Genomic DNA, 15,237 nt, shown 5'->3' with positions numbered 1-15,237 from the left:
CAACGCGTTCTGCATAGGAAGGGGCCCTTCCTGACGCCGCGCCCGCGATGCAGTGCGCGCGACGCCGCGCACAGCGGTACGCCGTCGACCGGCGGAGAAGGGCGCGGCGCGGCGGGTTCGGGGTAAATGCCGGTGGTGGGCGGAGGCCACGCCGACAATGGCCTGATCGAGCACCGGGAGAGCTGATGAACCGACCTGTCGTGGTGGGGGTGGACGGATCCCCGTCGAGCCTGGTCGCCGCCGAGCACGCGGCGCAGCAGGCCGCCTGGCGGTCCCTGCCGCTGCTGCTGGTGCACGGCTACCTGCACCCGCTCGGCTACGGCGTGCCGCTCAACCCGTACGACATGGGGTTGCCCGCGCCCACCGAGGAGGCCCGGCGGATGCTGGACCGGACGGCGGAGGAGCTGCGCGGGCGCTGGCCCGGCGTCGCCGTCGAGGCGCACCAGGTGGCCGGCGGTCCCGCCGCGACCCTGGTGGCGGAGTCCCGCCGGGCGGAGCTGGTGGTGGTCGGCAGCCGAGGGCTGGGCGGCTTCGCCGGCCTGCTGCTCGGCTCGGTCGGTGCGCAGGTGGCCGGGCACGGGCACTGCCCGGTGCTCGTGGTGCGGCCCGAGGAGCAGCCGATCCCGGTCGGCGGCCCGGTGGTCGCCGGGGTGGACGGGTCGGAGCCGGGGCGGCTCGCCGCCGTGCTCGCGGCCGACGAGGCGGCCCGCCGGGGCACGGGCCTGGTGCTGGTGCACGTGGCGAGCGCCGACGACGCCCGCCCGGTGCCCGACGCGGTGGCGGAGTCCGGGGCGGCGGCCCGGGCGGAGTCGGCGGACCTGCTCGACGCCACCGCCGCCGAGGTGACGGCCGCCCACCCGGGCCTGACCGTCGAGCGGCGGCCGGTGCGGGCGGCCAAGCCCGAGCGCGTCCTGATCGAGTTGAGCGGGGACGCGGCCCTGGTGGTGATCGGCTCGCGCGGGCGCGGCGGCTTCGTCGGCCTCGTGCTCGGCTCGGTCAGCCAGGCGCTCGTACAGCATGCGCACTGTCCGGTCCTGGTCGCCCACCCGCAGCCGGCCGACGCGGCGTGACCTCGACGGCCGCCCCGCCGGCCCCGCGGCCCCGGGCGGTCAGGAGGGGTCGCGGCCGGCGAGCAGCTCGTCGAAGCCTGCGGTGAGCGCGAACGGGTCGGGCGGCGCGGCGGGGGCCCGGCGCGCCACCTGGTCGGCCAGTTCGCCGGCCGCGCGCACGATCCGGGAGCGCAGGGCGCCGTCGGCCGCCGCCTGCGACCAGTCCTCCGTGGCGGCGAAGACCGCGGTGGGCACGACCACCGCCCTGAGGTACGCGAACATCGGCCGGACGGCGTGCTCCAGGGCGAGGGAGTGCCGGGCGGTGCCGCCGGTGGCGGCGATCAGCACGGGCCGGTCCGCCAGCGTCGTGGCGTCGAACAGGTCGAAGAACGACTTGAACAGGCCGCTGTAGGACGCGTTGAAGATCGGCGTGACCGCCACGACGCCGTCGGCCGCGGCGAGCGTGTCCAGCGCGTCGCGCAGGGCCGGCGGCGGGAAGCCGGTGAGCAGGTGGTTGACCACGTCGTGGGCGTGGTCACGCAGGTCGATCGGGCGCAGCTCGGCCTCGACGCCGCGCCGGGCCAGCTCGTCGCGGGTGGCCGCGGCGAGCTGGTCGGCGAGCAGCCGGGTCGACGACGGCTGGGAGAGCCCGGCGGAGACCACGGCGAGGGTACGGCGGCTCATCGCCCCACCTCCGCGCCGGCACCGACGGCGTCGGTGGGGTCGGCAGCCGCGTCGACGGCGGCCTCGGCTGTGGCGGCGGCGTCCCGGGCGGCCTTCAGCGACGCGTGCGTCGGGGCGTCGGGCACGTGCGCGGGCCGCAGCGCGGCGAACTCCCGGCGCAGCACGGGGACCACCTCCTCGCCGAGGAGGTCGAGCTGCTCCAGCACGGCCTTCAGCGGCAGGCCCGCGTGGTCGATCAGGAAGAGCTGCCGCTGGTAGTCGCCGACGTAGTCGCGGAAGCCGAGGGTACGGTCGATCACCTGCTGCGGGCTGCCGACGGTCAGCGGGGTCTGCGCCATGAAGTCCTCCAGCGCCGGCCCGTGACCGTAGACGGGGGCGTTGTCGAAGTACGGGCGGAACTCGCGCACCGCGTCCTGCGAGTTGCGCCGCATGAACACCTGGCCGCCGAGGCCGACGATCGCCTGGTCCGGCGAGCCGTGCCCGTAGTGGGCGAAGCGCTCCCGGTAGAGGCCGACCATCCGCTGGGTGTGCTCCTTCGGCCAGAAGATGTGGTTGGCGAAGAAGCCGTCGCCGTAGTAGGCGGCCTGCTCGGCGATCTCCGGGCTGCGGATCGAGCCGTGCCAGACGAACGGCGGCACCCCGTCCAGGGGGCGCGGCGTCGAGGTGAACGACTGCAACGGGGTGCGGTACTTGCCCGACCAGTCGACCACGTCCTCGCGCCAGAGCCGGCGCAGCAGGTCGTAGTTCTCGATGGTCAGCGGGATGCCGGCCCGGATGTCCTTGCCGAACCACGGGTAGACCGGGCCGGTGTTGCCCCGGCCGAGCATGAGGTCGACCCGGCCGTCGGCGAGATGCTGGAGCATCGCGTAGTCCTCGGCGATCTTCACCGGGTCGTTGGTGGTGATCAGGGTGGTGGCGGTGGAGAGCAGCAGCCGCTCGGTGCGGGCCGCGATCCAGCCCAGCATGGTGGTGGGCGACGACGGCACGAACGGCGGGTTGTGGTGCTCGCCGGTGGCGAAGACGTCGAGACCGACCTCCTCGACCTTGCGCGCGATGGTCACCATCGCCTTGATCCGCTCGTGCTCCGACGGCTCCCGCCCGGTGGTCGGGTCGACGGTCACGTCTCCGACGGTGAAGACCCCGAACTGCATGACGACTCCTCGTGTGGCTGCCGGACCGTTCCGGCCCCGGACGCAGCGCACAACATATTTGACGAGTCAACTATTCCGCCGGTCGGGGGGTCCCGGTCCCGGGGACCGGACGCCGCGGCGGGGTCACCCAGTGGAACGGGTCAGCCGCCGGCCACCGACGGGAGCACCTGCACCTCGGCGCCCGACGGAACCGGCGCGTCCAGCCCGCCCAGGTGGCGGCAGTCCTCGCCATCGACGTAGACGTTGACGTGCCGGCGCACCTCGCCGCGCTCGTCGCGCAGCCGCCGGGCCAGCCGGGGCCACTCCCCCGCCAGCTCGTCGAGGACGTCGCGCAGCGTGCCGGCCGCGGCGACGGTGAGCCGCGCCGCGCCCCCGACCTCGCCGCGCAGCGGCCCCGGCACCAGGACGGTGACCACTCAGACCTCCGCGGCGCGGACGCAGAGCACGTCGGGCAGGTGGGCGGCGACCAGGGACCAGGAGTCTCCCTCGTCGCGGCTCGCGTAGACCTCGCCGGAGCGGGTGCCGAAGTAGACGCCGGTCGGGTCGGCGTCGTCGGCGCACATCGCGTCGCGCAGCACCGCCGGATAGTAGGGCCCGGCGGGCAGGCCCGCCGAGAGCGCCTCCCACGTCCCGCCCGCGTCGGCCGAGCGGTAGACCCGGCAGCGCTCGTCGACCGGGAAGCGCCGGGAGTCGGCGGCGAGGGGGAACGACCAGATCATCCCCGGGCGGGCGGGGTGCGCCACCATCGGGAAGCCGAAGTCGCTGGGCAGGCCGGCGGCGATCGACAGCCACGTGCGGCCCCCGTCGTCGGAACGGTAGACGCCGTGGTGGTTCTGCGCGTAGAGCCGCTCCGGGTCGCCGGCGTCCCGGGCGACCTTGTGCACACACTGGCCGAACTCGGGCCACTCGTCGGGCAGGAAGTAGGCCCGGATGCCCGTGTTGCCCGGCGCCCAGCTCGCGCCCGCGTCGGCGGAGTGGTAGACCCCGCCGGTCGACATGGCCACCGCGATCCGGGTCGGGTCGTGCGGGTGCGGCAGGACGGTGTGCACCGCCTGGCCGCCGAAGCCCGCGCCCCACTGCTCCCGGTGGGGGTGCTCCCACAGCGCGCGGACCAGCTCGAAGGTGCGCCCCGCGTCGGTGGAGCGGAACAGCGCCGACGGCTCGGTGCCGGCCCAGACCACGTCCGGCTCCGCCGGCCCGGCGGGCGTGAGCTGCCAGACCCGGCCGAGGCTCGCCCCGGTGTCGGCCGGGAACGCGACCGGGGCCTGCTCCGGCTCCTGCCAGGACGTGCCCAGGTCGTCGCTGGTGGCCACGCTCGGCCCGAAGTGGGAACTGGTCATCCCGGCGAGCAACCGGGGCACCTCGCGCCGGGTGTCGACCGCCACCGCGTACACCCCGGTCATGGGGTGGTGGGGGCCGCTGAGCTGCCAGGTGCGGCGGCCGTCGGTGCTGGTGGCGAGGAAGAGGCCCTTGCCGGTGCCGATCGCGAGCAGGGTCGTCATGGGTGCGTCCTTCGCCGAGCCGGGAGCCGGATGGCGTGATTATCACCACCGGGTCCGACAGAAACCGGGCGACGCACCGGGAACGGCGGGGCCCAGCCGCAGGTCAGCGGCGCGCAACGGGGCAGGCCGACGGGCGGGAGCGGGGTGGTCAACGGCGGGAGCGTGGGTGGTCAACGGCGGGTGCGGGGCACGTGCCGGCGGTACTGGCTCACGGTCGGCTCGCGGTCGACCCAGAACCGCCACGGCACGTCGTGCGCCCCGGTCACCCCGACCCGGGGCCCGGCGACGATCGCCGCGTCGGGCACCCGCTCGGCCGCCGGCCGCAGCCGCACCGGCCCGTCGCCGAGCAGGTAGCGCCCGTACGTCGTGCGGTCGATGCCGAGGGCGGCGCAGAGGCGGGCCGGGCCGCGCGCCAGGTCGGCATCCCGGCGTACGGCGGTGCGCCGGGACCGCGCGACCTCGACGCCCTCGACCACCTCGCCGGCCCGCAGCAGCACCGCCGAGGCCTCCCCCTCCGGCCCGGTCACCACGTTCACGCACCAGTGCATGCCGTAGGTGAAGTAGACGTAGGCGTGCCCGGCCGGGCCGAACATCACGGCGTTGCGCGGGGTGCGCCCGCGATGCGCGTGCGAGGCGGGATCGCCGGCCGTGCCCGCGTACGCCTCGACCTCGGTGATCCGGACGGTGACCCCGCCGGCCGAGAGCCGGCAGCCGAGCAGCCCGCGCGCGGCCGGCACGACGGGCCCGGCGAGCAGCTCGGCCAGCCCGGCGACACCCACGTCGGGGTACGACATGAGCCCGACCCTACCCAGCCCCGACCCGCCCTGCCGGTCTGGGCGGGGCGAGCTTGGGCGGGGCGGGGCGGGACTGGGCTGGGCGTCGCCATGTCGGCGACATGGGGGCTTCCCCGGGGCCGGGACCGCCCCATGTCGCCGACATGGAGTCGATCATTACGCCATCCATGAACGGCACGTTGACAACGTACCGTTCAAGTGATGGTATCGGGGCATGAGTCTGGAGCAGCAGGAACCGTTCGCCGCGCCCGATCCGGGGCGGGCGCGGGCGCACCGCACCTACGCCGCGCTGGCCCGGATCGCCGAGCGGCACGCGGGCGACGAGGCGCGCCGCCGCCGCTACGCCCACCCGCACGTGCTGGACCCGTACGAGGCGGTGGCCCTGGTGACCGCACTCGCCGCCGGTGGCGCGGAGCTGGCCGACGGCGAGGAGCCGGTCGACCAGGCCGACCTGGTCGCCGCGCTCACCCTCGTGCCGCACCTGCGCGCCGAGGTGGACGTGCTGGAGGCCGGCCTGCTCCGGCTCGCCCGCGACCGGGGGCTGACCTGGCAGGCGATCGGCCACGGGCTGGGGCTCGGCTCGGCGCAGGCCGCCCGGCAGCGCCACGAACGACTCGCCGGCCGGGTCGGCGGAGACCCGCACACCGGCACCGACAACGACGGGGAGGCGTGATGGACCGCGCGGAGCTGATGGCGTACTGCCTGGGCAAACCCGGCGCGTGGCTCGACCAGCCGTGGGACGCCGAGGTCGTGGTCAAGGTCGGGAACAAGATCTTCGCCTTCCTCGGCCCCGACTCCGACGACCGGGTGGGCCTCAAGTGCGCCCCGACCCGGGAACTGGCCGACGAGTGGCTGCACCGGTTCCCCGGCGACGCCGTCGCGTCCTCGCACGTCGGGCGGTTCGGCTGGAACAGCCTCCGGCTGGCGGGGGCGATCGACGACGACGAGCTGCTCGAGGCGGTGGACACGTCGTACGAGGCGGTGGTGGCGAAACTGCCGCGCCGCGAGCGCCCGACGACGCCGGCCTGATCCCGGCACCGGGGCGTGGTCAGCGATCCGGGTCGCCGTCGGGGCGGGGTGCGGCGTCGCCCCGGGCCCGGGCCCAACTGAGGAACCGTTCATGCAGGTCAGGGGCGCGCTCGGGGTGGAGCCGGGCGAGCTGCGCGCGCGCCTCCACCATGAGCTGGGCCAGCCGGGACACTGCCTCGGCCACCGCTACGCGCACGCCTCCGGGCGAAGTGCCCAAGGCTGGCGCGCAAGATCGTGCTCATTCCCGGAATGAGTGGCATCGGCGTCGCACCGATCCCACTCTTTCCCTGATCGAGTGCGCTCCCCCGGCACCCGCACCACACCCAGCCCCGCCGCACCCCGGCCCGCTCCCCCACCACGCACAGATCTTGCACTTAGGGCCCCAAAGAAGGGCGCTTCACCCCTTTTGCCCGGGCCCAATGTGCAAGATCGCCGCAGGGTGGGGTGGCGGCGAGCGGGTGGCGGGGCGAGCCGGCGGGGGCGACGGCACGGCGCAGGGCCGCACGGCGCAGGCGACGGTCCGGTGAATGCGGTGGGGAGCACGGTGAAGGCCCCCCGGCGTGCTGCCGGAGGGCCTTCGGGGTGACGCGGGACGTCAGCGGGGTACGACGGTCTCGGCGGCCCACTCCCGCCAGCCCGCCAGCTTGTCGGCGGCGGTGGCGAGCTGGTCGGCGACCGGCCCCGGGCCGGTGGAGCCGGGGGTGATCCGGGCGGCCAGGGCCGACCGCACCGACAGCACGTCCCGCACCGACGGGTCGAGGTGCTCGCTGACCGCCGCCAGGTCGGCGTCGGAGACCTCGTCGAGCGCGCACTCGCGGACGGCGCAGAGCGCCACCAGCTTGCCGGTGATCTCGTGCGCGTCGCGGAACGGCACGTTGCGCCGGACCAGCCAGTCGGCGACCTCGGTGGCCAGGGAGAAGCCGACGGGGGCGGCGGCGACGAGGCGGTCGACACGTACCGTCATGGTGGAGATCATCCCCGCGAGGGCCGGCAGCAGCAGTTCCAGGGTGTCGACGGCGTCGAAGGCCGGCTCCTTGTCCTCCTGCATGTCCCGGTCGTACGTCATGGGCAGGCCCTTGAGCATGGTGAGCACGGCCATCAGCCCGCCGACGAGCCGGCCGGACTTGCCCCGGGCCAGTTCGGCGATGTCGGCGTTCTTCTTCTGCGGCATGATCGACGACCCGGTGGCGAACGCGTCGTCCAGCTCGACCCAGCCGAACTCCTGCGACGTCCAGAGCACCACCTCCTCGCCGAGGCGGGACAGGTGCACCCCGACCAGCGCGGTGACGAAGAGGAACTCGGCGACGAAGTCGCGGTCGGCGACGGCGTCCATCGAGTTGGCGAAGGACGTGCGGAAGCCCAGCTCCTTGGAGACGGCCACCGGGTCCAGCGGCAGGCCGGAGCCGGCGAGCGCGCCCGCGCCGAGCGGGCTGACCGCCGTGCGGTGGTCCCAGTCGCGCAGCCGCTCCAGGTCGCGCAGCAGCGGCTGCACGTGGGCCAGCAGCCAGTGCCCGAAGGTGACCGGCTGGGCGTGCTGGAGGTGGGTCATGCCGGGCGCGGCGGTGTCGACGTGCCGGGCGGCCTGCTCGACCAGGGCCTCGGCCAGCTCGACGAGGCGACCGGCCACGCCCCGGGCGTGGTCGCGCAGGTAGAGGCGCAGGTCGGTGGCGACCTGGTCGTTGCGGGACCGGCCGGCGCGCAGCTTGCCGCCGAGGCTGCCGAGGCGTTCCAGCAGCCCCCGTTCGAGGGCGGTGTGCACGTCCTCGTCGTCGACGGTGGGCCGGAACGCCCCGGAGGCGCAGGCGGCCTCCAGGTCGTCGAGGGCCGCCAGCATCCTGCCCAGTTCCTCGGGGTCGAGCAGGCCCGCGCCCGCGAGGACCCGGGCGTGCGCGCGGGACCCGGCGATGTCGTACGGGGCGAGGCGCCAGTCGAACTGCACGCTGACGGACAGCCGGGCCAGCGCCTCGGAGGGGCCGCCGGCGAAGCGGCCACCCCACAGGCTCGTACGGTTGGTCGCGGCGCTGTTCTCGGTGAGGCTCTTGTCGTCCACGTCGCCCATTCTGGTTCCCACGGTCAGCAGCCTCCCCACCGGGCGTCCCGCGCGGCGGCCAGCTTGCTCGGCAGGCCCCACAGCTGCACGAATCCCTTCGCCAGGGACTGGTCGAAGGTGTCGCCGGTGTCGTAGGTGGCCATGCCGAAGTCGTACAGGCCGGCCTCGGAGCGCCGGCCGGTGACGGTGGCCCGGCCGCCGTGCAGCACCAGCCGTACCTCGCCGCTGACCTGCCGCTGAGCGTCGTCGATGAACGCGTCCAAAGCCCGCTTGAGCGGGGAGAACCACAGGCCGTCGTAGACCAGTTCCCCCCAGCGCTGGTCGACGCCCCGCTTGAACCGGGCGAGGTCGCGTTCGACGGTGACCGCCTCCAGCTCCTGGTGGGCGGTGATCAGCGCGATCGCGCCGGGGGCCTCGTACACCTCGCGGCTCTTGATGCCGACGAGGCGGTCCTCGACCATGTCGAGCCGGCCGACGCCCTGCGCGCCGGCCCGCCGGTTCAACTCCAGGATCGCCTGGTACGGGGTGACGGTCTCGCCGTCGATCGCCACCGGCACGCCAGCGTCGAACGTGACGACGACCTCGTCGGGGTCGCGCTCCTGCGCCGGGTCGGCCGTGTACGCGTACAGGTCCTCGACCGGGGCGGTCCAGATGTCCTCCAGGAACCCGGTCTCCACGGCCCGGCCCCACAGGTTCTGGTCGACGGAGTACGGCGACTTCGCCGACACGTCGATCGGCAGGCCCTTCTCCTCGGCGAAGGCGATCGCCTTGTCCCGGGTCCACGCGAAGTCCCGGGCCGGGGCGATGATCTTCAGGTCGGGGGCGAGCGCGCCGAGGCCGACCTCGAAGCGCACCTGGTCGTTGCCCTTGCCGGTGCAGCCGTGCGACACGATCGTGCCGCCGTGCCGGCGGGCGGCGGCGACGAGGTGCTTGACGATCAGCGGCCGGGACAGCGCGGAGACCAGCGGGTAGCGGTCCATGTAGAGGGCGTTGGCGCGCAGCGCCGGCAGGCAGTAGTCGGCGGCGAACTCGTCGCGCGCGTCGACCACCTCCGACTCGACGGCCCCGCAGTCCAGGGCGCGCTGCCGGATCACGTCGAGGTTCTCGCCGCCCTGCCCGACGTCCACCGCGACGGCGACGACCTCGGCGCCGGTCTGCTCGGCCAGGTAGGGGATCGCGACGGAGGTGTCCAACCCTCCGGAGTACGCGAGGACGACCCGCTCGGTCATGGTGTGGTGTTCCCTTCCGCGCTCTCCTCGCGGCGGGACCACGCGGCGAGCTTCTCGCCCAGCGCGGCCCCGCCGACGGCCTCGCGGGCCACCACGAGGATGGTGTCGTCGCCGGCGATGGTGCCGACGACCTCGGGCAGGCCCGCCCGGTCCAACGCGCTGGCCAGGTATTGGGCTGCGCCCGGCGGGGTGCGCAGCACGGCGATGTTGCCGCTGGAGTCGACCTCGTTGAGCAGCTCCCGCAGCAGCCGGATCAGCCGCGCCGGGGCGGCCTCGGCGTCGCGCAGGGGCCGGTGGCCGTCCTCCGGGATGACGTACACGGGGCGGCCGTCGCCGCCGCGGGCGGTGACCGCGCCGAGTTCCTTGAGGTCCCGCGACAGCGTGGCCTGGGTGACGGCGACGCCGTCGCCGGCGAGCAGGTCGGCCAGTTCGGTCTGCGAGCGGACCGCCTTGTCGCGGATCAGCTCGACGATGCGGGCGTGCCGGGCGGCGCGGGTCAGCGGCGCGGTCATGCCGACTGCTCCAGCAGGTAGGTCAGCACGGCCTTCTGCGCGTGCAGCCGGTTCTCCGCCTGGTCGAACACGACGCTGGCGGGGCCGTCGAGCACCTCGTCGGTGATCTCCTCGCCCCGGTGCGCCGGCAGGCAGTGCAGCACGATCGCGCCCGGCGCGGCGTGCGCGAGCAGCTCCGCGTTGACCTGGTACGGCAGGAACGGGGTGATCCGGTCCAGCCCGTCGTCCTCCTGCCCCATCGAGGTCCACGTGTCGGTGGCCAGCACGTCGGCGTCGCGGACGGCGGCGACGGGGTCGCGCAGCACGCGCACCGACCCGCCGGTGCCGGCGGCGATCTTCTCCGCGCGGGCCACCACCTCGGGGTCGGGGTCGAACCCGTCGGGGCCGGCGACGCGCACGTGCATCCCGGCGGTCGCCCCGGCCAGCAGGTACGACTGGGCCATGTTGTTCGCCGCGTCCCCCACGTACACCAGGGTCCGGCCGTGGGTGCCGCCGCACCGCTCGCGGACGGTGAGCAGGTCGGCGAGGAGCTGGCAGGGGTGGAAGCCGTCGGTGAGGGCGTTGATCACCGGGACGCTGGCCCCGGCGGCGACCTCGGCGATCCGGTCGTCGCCGTGGGTGCGCAGCACGATCGCGGCCACGTAGCGGGACAGCACCCGGCCGGCGTCGGCGAGGGTCTCGCCCCGGCCGAAGTGGGTGACCTGGGTGTCCACCACGAGGGGATGGCCGCCCAGCTCGGCGATGCCGGCGTCGAAGGAGATCCGGGTGCGCAGGCTCTGCTTGTCGAACAGCACGGCCACCGACCTCGGCCCGGCCAGCGGCCGGTGGGCGAACCGTTCGGCCTTCATCCGGGCGGCGAGGTCGAGCACGGTCGCCTGCTCGGCGGGCGAGAGGTCGTCGTCGCGCAGCAGGTGGCGGGTCATGCGGTGGCCTCCGGGGTGGCGGCGTCGAGGGCGGCGGGCAGGGCGGCCAGGAACGCGTCGGCCTGCCCGCCGGTGAGGATGAGCGGCGGAGCGAGCCGGATCACGCCCGGCTGCACCGGGTTGACCAGGAAACCGGCGTCGCGCAGCGCCGCCGCGAGCGGCCCGGCGGCGTCGGCGGTGAGCACGATGCCGAGCAGCAGGCCCGCGCCGCGCACCTGCGCGACGAGGGGGTGGCCGAGCGCCTCGACGCCCCGGCGCAGCCGCTCGCCGACCCGCTTGACGTGGTCGAGCAGCCCCTCGCTGGCGATGGTGGACACCACCGCGAGGGCGGCGGCGCAGCTGACCGGGTTGCCCCCGAAGGTGGTGCCGTGGGAGCCGGGGCGCAGCAGGTCTGCGGCGGGGCCGAAGGCCAGGCAGGCGCCGATCGGCAGGCCGCCGCCGAGGCCCTTGGCGAGGGTGACGATGTCGGGTTCGACGCCCTCGGCCTGGTGGGCGAACCAGTGCCCGGTGCGGCCGACGCCGGTCTGCACCTCGTCGAGCACCAGCAGCGCGCCGTGCCGGGCGGTGATCCGCCGGGCCTCGGCGAGGTAGCCGGGGGGCGGGACGACGACGCCGTTCTCGCCCTGCACCGGCTCCAGGATGACCATGGCCGTGGCGTCGGTCACCGCGGCGGCGAGGGCGGCCGCGTCGCCGTACGGGACGTGGGTGACGTCGCCGGGCAGCGGGCGGAACGGATCCGCCTTGGCGGGCTGCCCGGTGAGCGCGAGCGCGCCCATGGTGCGGCCGTGGAAACCGCCGACCGTGGCGACCACGTGCGAGCGGCCGGTGAGCCGGGACAGCTTGAACGCGGCCTCGTTGGCCTCCGCGCCGGAGTTGGCGAAGAACACCCGGCCGGGGCGCCCCGCGAGGGCCAGCAGCAGCTCGGCGAGGGCCACCGGCGGCTCGGCGACGAACAGGTTGGACACGTGCCCGAGGGTGGCGACCTGCCTGGAGACGGCGGCCACCACGGCCGGGTGGGCGTGGCCGAGGGCGTTGACGGCGATGCCGCCGAGCAGGTCGACGTACTCGCGGCCGGCGTCGTCGACCACGACGGCGCCGGAGCCGGAGACCAGCGCCAGCGGCGGCGTGCCGTAGTTGTCCATCAGCGCCTGCTGCCAGCGCTCCACCAACTGACTCATGAGTTGATCACCATCGTGCCGAATCCTTCCGAGGTGAAGACCTCAAGCAGTGTGGAGTGGGCGACCCGGCCGTCGACGACGTGCGCGGCGGGCACCCCGCCGCGCACCGCCCGCAGGCACGCCTCCATCTTGGGGACCATCCCCGATTCCAGGGACGGCAGCAGCTCCGCCAGCTCGTCGGCGGTGATCTCGCTGACCAGGCTGTCGGTGTCCGGCCAGTTGGCGTAGAGGCCCGGCACGTCGGTGAGGACGACCAGCTTGCGGGCCCCGAGGGCGATCGCCAGGGCGGCGGCGGCCGTGTCGGCGTTGAGGTTGTGCAGCACCCCGTCGGCGTCCGGCGCGACGGTCGAGATCACCGGGATGCGGCCGGCCGCGATCAGGTCGGTCACCGCCGACGTGTTCACCGACTCGACGTCGCCGACCTGGCCGACGTCGACGGGCTCCCCGTCCACGTACGCGGGGCGGCGCACGGCGGTGAACAGGCCGGCGTCCTCGCCGGAGAGGCCGACGGCGAACGGGCCGTGCGCGTTGATCAGCCCGACCAGTTCCCGGCCGACCTGGCCGACGAGCACCATGCGGACCACGTCCATCGCCTCGGGGGTGGTGACACGCAGGCCGCCGCGGAACTCGCTGTCGATGCCGAGCCGGCCGAGCATGGCCGAGATCTGCGGGCCGCCGCCGTGCACCACGACCGGCTTGATGCCGACGTAGCGCAGGAAGACCATGTCGGCGGCGAAGGCCCGCTGCAGCTCGGGGTCGATCATGGCGTTGCCGCCGTACTTGACCACGAGGGTGGCCCCGGACAGGCGGGCCAGCCAGGGCAGCGCCTCGATCAGCGTCTCGGCCCGGGCCTGGGCCCGGGCGAGGTCGTCGACGGCGCTCACGTGGAGTACGCCGAGTTCTCGTGCACGTACGCGTGCGACAGGTCGTTGGTCCACACGGTGGCCTGGGCCCCTCCGGCGTGCAGGTCGATGCGGATGGTGACGTCGCGGCCGGTGAGGTCCACCTTGGACCGGTCCTCGGCGGCGGCGCCGGAGCGGCACACCCAGACGCCGTTGACGGCGACGTCGAGGGCGTCCGGCTCGAACGCGGCGGCGGTGGTGCCGACGGCGGCGAGGATGCGGCCCCAGTTCGGGTCGTTGCCGAACAGCGCCGTCTTGACCAGGTTGTTGCGGGCCACCGACCGGCCCACCTCGACGGCGTCGTCCTCGTCGGCCGCGCCGACGACCTCGATGGCGATCTGCTTGGTGGCGCCCTCCGCGTCGGCGACCAGCTGCTGGGCCAGGTCGTGGCAGGCGGCGGTGACCGCCGCCGTCAGCTCGGCCTCGGTGGGCTCGACGCCGGACGCGCCACTGGACAGCAGCAGCACCGTGTCGTTGGTGGACATGCAGCCGTCGGAGTCGACCCGGTCGAAGGTGACCCGGCAGGCGGCGCGCAGCGCGGCGTCGAGCGCCGCCGGCCCGGCCACCGCGTCGGTGGTGAGCACGCACAGCATGGTCGCCATGGCCGGGGCCAGCATGCCGGCGCCCTTGGCCATCCCGCCGACGGTCCAGCCGCCGCCGGCCGCCACGGTGGTCTTCGGCCGGGTGTCGGTGGTCATGATCGCCTCGGCCGCCGCCGCGCCGCCGTCGCGGGACAGTGCGCGGATCGCCGCGCGTACGCCGGGCAGCAGCTTGTCCATCGGCAGCCGCTCGCCGATCAGGCCGGTGGAGCAGACGGCCACGTCGCCGGCCCCGAGCCGCAGCCGGGGGCTGGCCGAGGTGAGCGCGGCGGCGGTGTGCTCGGCGGTGGCGTGGGTGTCCTGGAAGCCGGCCGGGCCGGTGCAGGCGTTTGCGCCGCCGGAGTTGAGGATCACGGCCCGGGCCACCCCGCCCCGGACGACCTGCCGGGTCCAGAGCACGGGGGCGGCCTTGACGCGGTTGGCGGTGAAGACCCCGGCGATCCCGGCGTCGGGGCCGTCGTTGACGACGAGGGCGACGTCGGCGGCGGCGCCGCTCTTGAGGCCGGCGGCCACGCCGGCCGCCCGGAACCCCCGGGGGGTGGTGACGGTCATGGGGTTACTCCGTAGGTGGACAGGCCGGTGGTCTCGGGGAGCCCGAGCATCAGGTTGGCGCACTGCACGGCCTGGCCGGCGGCGCCCTTGCCGAGGTTGTCGATGGCGCTGACCACGATCACCCGGCCGGAGTCGACGTCGACGGTCGCCTGGAGGTGGCAGGAGTTGGCGCCGAGGGTGGCGGCGGTGTGCGGCCACGTCCCCTCGGGCAGCACGTGCACGAACGCCGAGTCCGCGTACGCCGCCGCGAGGACCGCCCGGGGGTCGGCGTCGCCGGCCGGCACGGCGGTGACCGTGGCGAGGATGCCGCGCGGCATCGGCGCGAGCACGGGGGTGAGGGACAGGCTGGTCGCGCCGGTGGCCTGCTTGATCTCCGGCACGTGCTGGTGCGCGCCGACCTTGTACGGCGACAGGTCGCCCATCACCTCGCTGCCGAGCAGGTGCGCCTTGGCGGCCCGGCCCGCGCCGGAGGTGCCGGAGGCGGCGACCACGACCACGTCGGCGGGGGCGACCGCACCGGCGGCGACCAGCGGGGCGAGCGCGAGGGTGATGGCCGCGGCATAGCAGCCGGTGTTGGCCACCCTGGTCGCGGCGGCGACGCGCGCGCGCTGGCCGGGCAACTCGGGCAGGCCGTAGACCCAGGCCCCCGCGTGCTCGCCGCCGTAGTACCGTGACCAGGCGGCGGCGTCGCGCAGCCGGTGGTCCGCGCCAAGGTCGACCACCCGGACCGACTCCGGCAGGGCGGCGGCCAGGGCCGCCGACTCGCCGTGCGGCAGGGCCAGGAAGACCAGGTCCGCGTCGGCCAGGGCCGCCGGTTCGGTCGCCGCGAACACCAGGTCCAGCCCGGTGAGCTGCGGGTGTACGGCGGTGACCGGCGCGCCGGCCTGGCTGTGCGCGGTGGCGGTGACCAGGTCGAGCTCGGGGTGGCCGGCGATCAGGCGCAGCAGCTCGCCCCCGGCGTAGCCGCTCGCCCCGGCGACCGCAACTCGGATACCCATTCTAACCTCCGCATGACTATGCAGAGAAGGTTACCCGCTCATTACGCCGCATCGCAAGGTCATACACCCCACTGCATGGGCATGA

The 15,237-nt window shown here is 74.9% G+C and carries 17 protein-coding genes; 3 read left to right on the top strand and 14 right to left on the bottom strand.

The genetic code is table 11. The features are described 5' to 3' along the window. Nucleotides 1-185: 185 nt before the first annotated feature. Entirely contained in the window at nucleotides 186-1,070 is an 885-nt protein-coding gene (locus TK50_RS26385) for a universal stress protein (protein WP_043968058.1), read from the top strand. A gap of 39 nt (nucleotides 1,071-1,109) precedes the next feature. Here TK50_RS26385 and TK50_RS26380 read toward each other — a convergent pair whose 3' ends face one another. The 5 genes from TK50_RS26380 to TK50_RS26360 form a co-directional block, all read right to left on the bottom strand. Then, nucleotides 1,110-1,733, bottom strand: a complete 624-nt coding sequence (locus TK50_RS26380) for an FMN reductase (RefSeq protein WP_043968057.1) — start codon at nucleotides 1,731-1,733, stop codon at nucleotides 1,110-1,112. Then, nucleotides 1,730-2,884 carry an LLM class flavin-dependent oxidoreductase gene (locus tag TK50_RS26375; protein ID WP_043968056.1) on the bottom strand — a complete coding sequence of 385 codons (1,155 nt, stop codon included), beginning with the start codon at nucleotides 2,882-2,884 and terminating at the stop codon, nucleotides 1,730-1,732. The genes TK50_RS26380 and TK50_RS26375 overlap by 4 nt, the downstream gene beginning before the upstream one ends. A gap of 140 nt (nucleotides 2,885-3,024) precedes the next feature. Continuing rightward, nucleotides 3,025-3,300 carry a ubiquitin-like small modifier protein 1 gene (locus tag TK50_RS26370; RefSeq protein ID WP_043968054.1) on the bottom strand — a complete coding sequence of 92 codons (276 nt, stop codon included), beginning with the start codon at nucleotides 3,298-3,300 and terminating at the stop codon, nucleotides 3,025-3,027. After that, nucleotides 3,301-4,386 (bottom strand): WD40/YVTN/BNR-like repeat-containing protein, encoded by a 1,086-nt coding sequence (locus TK50_RS26365; RefSeq protein ID WP_043968052.1) that lies wholly within the window; start codon nucleotides 4,384-4,386, stop codon nucleotides 3,301-3,303. 170 nt (nucleotides 4,387-4,556) lie between these two features. After that, entirely contained in the window at nucleotides 4,557-5,180 is a 624-nt protein-coding gene (locus TK50_RS26360) for a DNA-3-methyladenine glycosylase (RefSeq protein WP_043968050.1), read from the bottom strand. 214 nt (nucleotides 5,181-5,394) lie between these two features. On the opposite strand from TK50_RS26360, the gene TK50_RS26355 reads away from it, so the two are divergent. Together TK50_RS26355 and TK50_RS26350 are read left to right on the top strand one after the other, a co-directional pair. Further along, nucleotides 5,395-5,853: a hypothetical protein gene (locus tag TK50_RS26355; protein ID WP_043968048.1), complete on the top strand. Its 459-nt coding sequence runs from the start codon at nucleotides 5,395-5,397 to the stop codon at nucleotides 5,851-5,853. Further along, a complete protein-coding gene (locus TK50_RS26350) occupies nucleotides 5,853-6,209 on the top strand; it encodes an MmcQ/YjbR family DNA-binding protein (RefSeq protein ID WP_043968046.1) in 357 nt (118 codons plus the stop codon). The genes TK50_RS26355 and TK50_RS26350 overlap by 1 nt, the downstream gene beginning before the upstream one ends. A 19-nt stretch (nucleotides 6,210-6,228) precedes the next feature. Here the strand turns inward: TK50_RS26350 and TK50_RS34235 are convergent, their stop codons facing one another. The 9 genes from TK50_RS34235 to argC all read right to left on the bottom strand — a co-directional run bounded on the left by TK50_RS34235 (nucleotide 6,229) and on the right by argC (nucleotide 15,152). Then, nucleotides 6,229-6,393 carry a hypothetical protein gene (locus TK50_RS34235; protein WP_158499196.1) on the bottom strand — a complete coding sequence of 55 codons (165 nt, stop codon included), beginning with the start codon at nucleotides 6,391-6,393 and terminating at the stop codon, nucleotides 6,229-6,231. A gap of 411 nt (nucleotides 6,394-6,804) precedes the next feature. Next, on the bottom strand, nucleotides 6,805-8,268 hold the full coding sequence (argH, locus tag TK50_RS26345) for an argininosuccinate lyase (protein ID WP_043968044.1): 1,464 nt from the start codon (nucleotides 8,266-8,268) through the stop codon (nucleotides 6,805-6,807). 14 nt (nucleotides 8,269-8,282) lie between these two features. Further along, nucleotides 8,283-9,488: an argininosuccinate synthase gene (locus tag TK50_RS26340; RefSeq protein ID WP_043968042.1), complete on the bottom strand. Its 1,206-nt coding sequence runs from the start codon at nucleotides 9,486-9,488 to the stop codon at nucleotides 8,283-8,285. Beyond that, nucleotides 9,485-10,000, bottom strand: a complete 516-nt coding sequence (locus TK50_RS26335; RefSeq protein WP_043968040.1) for an arginine repressor — start codon at nucleotides 9,998-10,000, stop codon at nucleotides 9,485-9,487. Before TK50_RS26335 ends, TK50_RS26340 begins: the two co-directional genes overlap by 4 nt. Beyond that, nucleotides 9,997-10,923, bottom strand: coding sequence for an ornithine carbamoyltransferase (gene argF / locus TK50_RS26330; protein ID WP_043968038.1), 927 nt, complete (start codon nucleotides 10,921-10,923; stop codon nucleotides 9,997-9,999). Before argF ends, TK50_RS26335 begins: the two co-directional genes overlap by 4 nt. Next, nucleotides 10,920-12,101, bottom strand: coding sequence for an acetylornithine transaminase (locus tag TK50_RS26325; protein WP_043968037.1), 1,182 nt, complete (start codon nucleotides 12,099-12,101; stop codon nucleotides 10,920-10,922). The genes argF and TK50_RS26325 overlap by 4 nt, the downstream gene beginning before the upstream one ends. Beyond that, nucleotides 12,098-12,985 carry an acetylglutamate kinase gene (gene argB / locus TK50_RS26320; RefSeq protein WP_043968036.1) on the bottom strand — a complete coding sequence of 296 codons (888 nt, stop codon included), beginning with the start codon at nucleotides 12,983-12,985 and terminating at the stop codon, nucleotides 12,098-12,100. Before argB ends, TK50_RS26325 begins: the two co-directional genes overlap by 4 nt. Beyond that, nucleotides 12,982-14,154, bottom strand: coding sequence for a bifunctional glutamate N-acetyltransferase/amino-acid acetyltransferase ArgJ (argJ, locus tag TK50_RS26315; RefSeq protein ID WP_043968034.1), 1,173 nt, complete (start codon nucleotides 14,152-14,154; stop codon nucleotides 12,982-12,984). The genes argB and argJ overlap by 4 nt, the downstream gene beginning before the upstream one ends. Next, entirely contained in the window at nucleotides 14,151-15,152 is a 1,002-nt protein-coding gene (argC, locus tag TK50_RS26310) for an N-acetyl-gamma-glutamyl-phosphate reductase (RefSeq protein ID WP_043968032.1), read from the bottom strand. Before argC ends, argJ begins: the two co-directional genes overlap by 4 nt. Nucleotides 15,153-15,237 lie beyond the last annotated feature (85 nt).

The sequence above is a fragment of the Micromonospora haikouensis genome (genome assembly GCF_000876225.1).
Taxonomy (GTDB): Bacteria; Actinomycetota; Actinomycetes; order Mycobacteriales; family Micromonosporaceae; genus Micromonospora; species Micromonospora haikouensis.
The sequence above is the reverse complement of the archived record's forward strand: the minus strand, read 5'-3'. Positions and strand labels throughout refer to the sequence as shown.

What these genes read in the sequence shown, in the direction of transcription:
- TK50_RS26360 (WP_043968050.1), bottom strand. Translation starts at nt 5,180, where the DNA reads ATGTCGTACCCCGACGTGGGTGTCGCCGGGCTGGCCGAGCTGCTCGCC.
- TK50_RS26380 (WP_043968057.1), bottom strand. Translation starts at nt 1,733, where the DNA reads ATGAGCCGCCGTACCCTCGCCGTGGTCTCCGCCGGGCTCTCCCAGCCG.
- TK50_RS26350 (WP_043968046.1), top strand. Translation starts at nt 5,853, where the DNA reads ATGGACCGCGCGGAGCTGATGGCGTACTGCCTGGGCAAACCCGGCGCG.
- TK50_RS26335 (WP_043968040.1), bottom strand. Translation starts at nt 10,000, where the DNA reads ATGACCGCGCCGCTGACCCGCGCCGCCCGGCACGCCCGCATCGTCGAG.
- argC (WP_043968032.1), bottom strand. Translation starts at nt 15,152, where the DNA reads ATGGGTATCCGAGTTGCGGTCGCCGGGGCGAGCGGCTACGCCGGGGGC.
- argF (WP_043968038.1), bottom strand. Translation starts at nt 10,923, where the DNA reads ATGACCCGCCACCTGCTGCGCGACGACGACCTCTCGCCCGCCGAGCAG.
- TK50_RS26365 (WP_043968052.1), bottom strand. Translation starts at nt 4,386, where the DNA reads ATGACGACCCTGCTCGCGATCGGCACCGGCAAGGGCCTCTTCCTCGCC.
- TK50_RS26375 (WP_043968056.1), bottom strand. Translation starts at nt 2,884, where the DNA reads ATGCAGTTCGGGGTCTTCACCGTCGGAGACGTGACCGTCGACCCGACC.
- TK50_RS26385 (WP_043968058.1), top strand. Translation starts at nt 186, where the DNA reads ATGAACCGACCTGTCGTGGTGGGGGTGGACGGATCCCCGTCGAGCCTG.
- argJ (WP_043968034.1), bottom strand. Translation starts at nt 14,154, where the DNA reads ATGACCGTCACCACCCCCCGGGGGTTCCGGGCGGCCGGCGTGGCCGCC.
- TK50_RS26355 (WP_043968048.1), top strand. Translation starts at nt 5,395, where the DNA reads ATGAGTCTGGAGCAGCAGGAACCGTTCGCCGCGCCCGATCCGGGGCGG.
- TK50_RS26340 (WP_043968042.1), bottom strand. Translation starts at nt 9,488, where the DNA reads ATGACCGAGCGGGTCGTCCTCGCGTACTCCGGAGGGTTGGACACCTCC.
- TK50_RS26325 (WP_043968037.1), bottom strand. Translation starts at nt 12,101, where the DNA reads ATGAGTCAGTTGGTGGAGCGCTGGCAGCAGGCGCTGATGGACAACTAC.
- argH (WP_043968044.1), bottom strand. Translation starts at nt 8,268, where the DNA reads ATGGGCGACGTGGACGACAAGAGCCTCACCGAGAACAGCGCCGCGACC.